Annotated in this window: 3 protein-coding genes, 1 tRNA gene and 1 pseudogene; 2 read left to right on the top strand and 3 right to left on the bottom strand. The window is 63.3% G+C overall.

What is annotated here, in order from left to right:
• Window positions 1-40 precede the first annotated feature (40 nt).
• A tRNA-Met gene (locus KUW17_RS23090) sits at window positions 41-117 on the top strand.
• Here the strand turns inward: KUW17_RS23090 and KUW17_RS23085 are convergent.
• A complete protein-coding gene (locus tag KUW17_RS23085; protein ID WP_222482638.1) occupies window positions 74-1,762 on the bottom strand; it encodes a recombinase family protein in 1,689 nt (562 codons plus the stop codon). The two genes, KUW17_RS23090 and KUW17_RS23085, sit on opposite strands and share 44 nt — an antisense overlap.
• On the opposite strand from KUW17_RS23085, the gene KUW17_RS23445 reads away from it, so the two are divergent.
• Window positions 1,734-1,865 carry a hypothetical protein gene (locus KUW17_RS23445; RefSeq protein WP_261397385.1) on the top strand — a complete coding sequence of 44 codons (132 nt, stop codon included), beginning with the start codon at window positions 1,734-1,736 and terminating at the stop codon, window positions 1,863-1,865. The genes KUW17_RS23085 and KUW17_RS23445 overlap by 29 nt on opposite strands.
• A gap of 431 nt (window positions 1,866-2,296) precedes the next feature.
• Here the strand turns inward: KUW17_RS23445 and KUW17_RS23080 are convergent, their stop codons facing one another.
• Window positions 2,297-4,528, bottom strand: coding sequence for an AAA family ATPase (locus KUW17_RS23080; protein ID WP_222482637.1), 2,232 nt, complete (start codon window positions 4,526-4,528; stop codon window positions 2,297-2,299).
• A gap of 86 nt (window positions 4,529-4,614) precedes the next feature.
• A pseudogene (locus KUW17_RS23075) lies at window positions 4,615-4,982 on the bottom strand (GIY-YIG nuclease family protein); the annotation flags it as partial.

The raw sequence follows: 4,982 nt of genomic DNA, 5'->3' as shown, positions 1-4,982 counted from the left end.
AAAATCCAAACATCTCTCTAAACGATACAAAAACACCTGACGCGGGATGGAGCAGCCAGGTAGCTCGTCAGGCTCATAACCTGAAGGTCGCAGGTTCAAATCCTGCTCCCGCAACCAACACAATTTCCTCAGAAATATCAAAGGCTTCGGAGCTACCATCCGGAGCCTTCTTCGTGTCCGCGCCTTCCGCACCCGCCGCAAGCCGCAAGAGACCGGCCAGATCCCCCTCCAGCGTCAGATCCAGGCCAGCGCCCTCCGCCGCAGGCGTCAGCACGATCCGCTCCACCAATGCGCGCAGCGCCTCCTTGGCTTCCTCCATGCCTTCGGTGGGGCCAAGGGTCTGGATCAGCCGCGACACCCGTTCGCGGTAGGCTTCCGCCATCGACGGGTGAAACACCACCGTGTCCGGGGCAGGGGTATGCTCCAGCTCCCGTTCCAGCTGCTGGCGCCGCGTGTCGAGCTCGATCATCCGGTCTTTCACCTGGTCTGCGGGAATGCCCGCAATGATCGCATCCACCAGCTTCTGGTGGTCGCGTTTTGCACGGGCGAGCGCCTGTTCCTTTTCCTTGCGGTTCCCGGCGGCTGCCGCCTTCAGCCGGTTGCGCTCGGCAGTGTATTCTTCGCAGAAGATCTGCACCGCGTCCGGATCCATCAGGTGGTTCGCCAGCGCATCCAAAACTCGGGCTTCCAGATCAGCCTGCTTGATCGTGCGCTTGTTGCTGCAGACCGCGGCGCCCTTGTTCCTTGCCGGGGAGCAGCCGAAGCTGTCCTTCGAAATCTTAGCAAAGCCGCCGCCGCAGCAGCCGCAGGCCATCAGGCCGGAGAACAGCGTCTTTGGCCGCCGCCGGTCCCAGACCGGCACTTTGGTGCCCGCGGTCTTCAGTTCGCCCTGGCGGGCCCGGACCGCATCCCAGAGATCCTGTTCGACGATCCGCAACTGCGGAACGTCGGTGATCGTCCACTCGCTTTCCGGGTTCAGCCGCGAGATGCGCTTGCCGGTCTGCGGATCCTTCACGTAGCGCAGCCGGTTCCAGACCTGCCGGCCGGTGTAGAGCTCATTGTTCAGGATGCCGGAGCCGCGCTGGCGGTTGCCATGGATGGTGGAGGCGCCCCAATGGCGGCCGGAAGGCGCAGGCACGCCTTCAGTATTGAGCGCCTCTGCGATCTTCTTGGGAGACAAACCCCTGGCATAATCCTGGAAGATCCTGCGCACGATCTTGGCCTCTTCCGGGTTGATCTCGCGCTCGCCGCGGATCAGGTCGCCACTGGCTGTGAGCTGCGGCTTCAGATCGTAGCCGTAAGCCTTGCCGCCAGCGGATTTGCCCGCCAGCGCACGCCCCTTCAGGCCGCGGTGGGTCTTCATCGCGATATCCTTGAGCTGCAAGGCATTCATCGTCCCCTTGAGCCCGATATGAATCTCCGAAATCAGCCCGTCCGCCACGGTCTCGATCGGGAGGCCGCTGAAGCAAAATTCCTGGTAGATGTGGGCAATGTCGGCCTGGTTGCGGCTTAGACGGTCGAGGGCTTCCGAGACAACCACATCGAAGGTGCCGCCGCGCGCATCGCGCAACAGGGCCTGCATGCCGCTGCGCATAAGGCTGGCGCCGGAGATGGCCCGGTCGGAATAGGTGGCCACTACCTCCAGCCCCTGGGCCTTGGCGTAATCGGTGCAGTCGCGGATCTGGTCCTCGACAGAGGCGTCGCGTTGCAGGTCTGTCGAGTAGCGGGCGTAGATGGCTGCTCTGAGCCTGGGCTGGGACATGGCGGTGTTCTCCGGTGGTTTGATGTTAACCGGGAGTTTTGCCGTCCCGGTGGTCGGTGCGGGCTGCCTCGCGGGCGAGGGCGCGCAGGAGGTCGTGAAGTGACGCGCGGGTGCCGGCGTCCTGCCGGCAGGAGCCGTTTTGCGGGCGGCCGGGTGTTTCCGGCGCCTGCTGGCATTCGGCATGTCTCTTCCGGTCCCGTGCCATTGGCCGAGGTCTCCTGTCTCCGGTGGGCGGTGGCCGCCCGCGTGTGCTGATGGAGACAGTTTACTGCGCCGGACCGGGTTGGATCGACCCGGGTTGTAACCCTGCGGAGACGGAAATTGTGGATAAGGGCCTAGAAATACGGAACTTTCCCTCTGCAGAGGGAGCTGGGCAGGGATGCGGGGCATAGACCGCCCCGGCGGGGCTTTGGGACAAAGTATTTCCGGAAGGGAATTATCCGGATTTTGGACCAACCGGAGCCTGCGCCGCGGAAGTTTGCACATTAGCTTTGTGCAAACCTCGCGTCGGGGCGGCTTGGTTGGCGGGCGCATCTACTGGTCCAGGACCTGCTCTGGGCCATTTTTGCGCGGCACGTCACGCAGCCAGCACTTGATGGCTTCTCCGCCAAACTCCCTTTCCCGAACCAGAACCGAGGCCATTTCTTTGAGAAGGTGCTTGTGGGGGTACAACAAAGCACGCGCGACGTCCTCGGCATGGTCGAGCCGTTCCTGCAGGCGCGTGCGTTCTTCTGCAGTCAAACGGGCAAAGTCCGGGGTCCCGAGCCAGGCGTTGCCGATGGCCCCAAGCCCAAGCTCATAATCCATCGCCAGGGCCATCCGCGCAGCCTGTGCCAAATCGGACGTTGCGCCCCCGCCGGCTCCGGCAGAAACAACCCCGAAGATGAGCCGCTCCGCCGCCCGCCCCGCGAGGTGGACGTAGAGCTGACGGTCGAAATCTGACGCCAGACCCGGATTCGGGGGAACATCCCGTTCGATTGTTCCGCCTGCGGCAGCAACCCGGACCTGCGTGATCGCCTCTCCGAAGATCCAGGCGGCGATGGCATGGCCGCATTCATGGACGCAAATGCGGTAAAGCAGGCCGTGGTTCTCCTCCAGCTCCCTGACACCGAGATGGCGGCGCAGAAGCTGCAGATCGAGTGGGCAGCCGCTGTGCCGGGCTTCACTGCGGGCAGAGCGCACCGCGGCGTCAACGTCGGCGGCGGTCTTTCCGATGGAGTCCCGCGCCAGCTGCTGCAGCACATCCTCAGAGAATGTGTTCTGCAGCCGCTCGGCAAGGAGATGCTGCAGCATTGCCTTGCTTGGCAGCGGCATCTCGATCTTGATGTCAAACCGCCCGGCTCTCAGCACCGCGGGGTCGATGTGCTGCGGGTGGTTGCAGGCACCAACCACCATGATCCCTTCCTCCAGGCTGATGCGGTCCATCTGCTCCAAAAAGCCAGCAACCACTTGGCGCCTGTAGCTGGCACTGTTGTCGCTGGCACTGTCGCGGGAACCGATCGCGTCAATCTCATCCAAGAAAAGGATACAGGGCGCATTCTTCCGGGCGTCGTCAAAGCTTCTTCGCATCGCGAGCAGCAGGTTGCCAAGATGACCGGCGCTTTGCCACTCGGCGCAGCTGGTCTCGACGCAATTGACAGCGGCGCTCCGGCCCATTGCCCTGGCCAGATAACTTTTGCCGGTGCCTGGCGCGCCAAAAAGCAGCAAGGAGTGCGGGATCTCATTCCAGGCCACGCCGCCTTCGGCCCAGAGCCGCAGGTCCGCAACCAGTTGCCGGGCGGTGTCATAGGACGGGCCGATGCCGGTGATCTCTCTTGGTGGTGTTCCGGCTTCGGGTTCCGGCGTTGCCGGGGCGGTAAGTGCCTGGGACAGGCGCTGCGCCATCTTCTTCGCTGTGGGCGCACGCAGGGCAAAAGAGAGTGCGGGGGTGGAGAGCTCTTGCAACTGGCCGTTCCGGGGCAGCGCGGCACGGGCGGCGGCTTCATCAATGCGGCCTGTCCGGCTGTGGGTCTGACGCAGCAGGGCGATCAGAAAATCCGCGTCCACTTGCGGCACTGTCAGCTGATGACAGTGCTCCGCCACCAGCGGCGCCGGCAGCGCCATCTCGTCCGGCAAGCAGATCCACAAAGGCTGGCTGTGCGCCAGGCCTTTGATGATCAGATCCTGCAGTTCATCAAAGTGACCCTGCTCAATCGCGCCATTGCGGGTGCTGGGGACAGCAAGGGTCACGCGCTGAGGCAGCTGCACCTGGCGCCGGGCGTCATAGGCCTGCCAGCCCGGCGGCAGCAGGGCGTGGTTGAGGATATTTTCCACGCCGGAAAACCCGGGAACTGGAATGTTGCGCAGGATCAGCACGGCGCCCCGGGCAAGCTGCGCGTCTACCGCCGCCGGGGAGCCGAAGGCCGCGGAAATCCGAAGCAGCAGAAGCAGCTTGTCTGCCGGCAGGTCTGTGTGCGGCAGCCAGCGACCTGTCTCATCGCAGGCAAATGGGTCGGCGCCTTCCTGCTCCAGGTGTTCCCAGAGTTCCGGCGGCAGATGCCGCGCGTCGGGGTGCTTGCTCAGATGGTGCAGCAAAGAATGGGGTCGATCCGGTGCTGGGGGCACAAGGGGCTCCCCGGTGCCAGCACTGTCGTCTGGCGCGTCTTCTTTGAGTGTCTTGCGCCGCGTCTGCTGCAGCTCTTCGTAGTAGAGATGATAGCGGCGGGCGCAGTCTTCAGCGAACTTCCACCAATCGGGGCGCGCGGGGGAGTGGTTGGATTGGTTCATGGCAAACCTCCAGTGAACAGGCAAAGAGGATCAGGCGCCTGGCAGAGCCGGGCGTGAAACAGTTCGGAAATTGAAGAGGGAGGCGCTTAGCTGTCTTCTTCCGCGTTGATGGCGTCGAGCATCGCGAAGATCACCTGGCACACATCCGGAAAATAGACCTCACTTTTGACCCTCAATTCATCTGCGTAGAGGTCTGGCGGCGCGACGCTGTCGGGGTGCTCCGCCTTCAGCCGCGCATGCAGGCCTTTCTCAATTTGCACAGCTGTGTGGCCGGAGCTGATGGGAACTGTCCGCAGGACCTGCGCCTCCGTCTCCTTGGTCTTCAGAAGTTGGTTGTAAAGGCGGGAGACGGGATCGCGGCTGTAGCCGAGTTTGATCAGCTTGGCACCTTTGGCGAGTTTAAGCTTCATGACGTAGAGAAAACTTGGCGCACTGCTCCAGCCCTCGCCGCAGT

It is taken from the genome of Leisingera aquaemixtae (assembly GCF_019801145.1).
Lineage (GTDB): Bacteria > Pseudomonadota > Alphaproteobacteria > Rhodobacterales > Rhodobacteraceae > Leisingera > Leisingera aquaemixtae_A.
The sequence above is the reverse complement of the archived record's forward strand: the minus strand, read 5'-3'. Positions and strand labels throughout refer to the sequence as shown.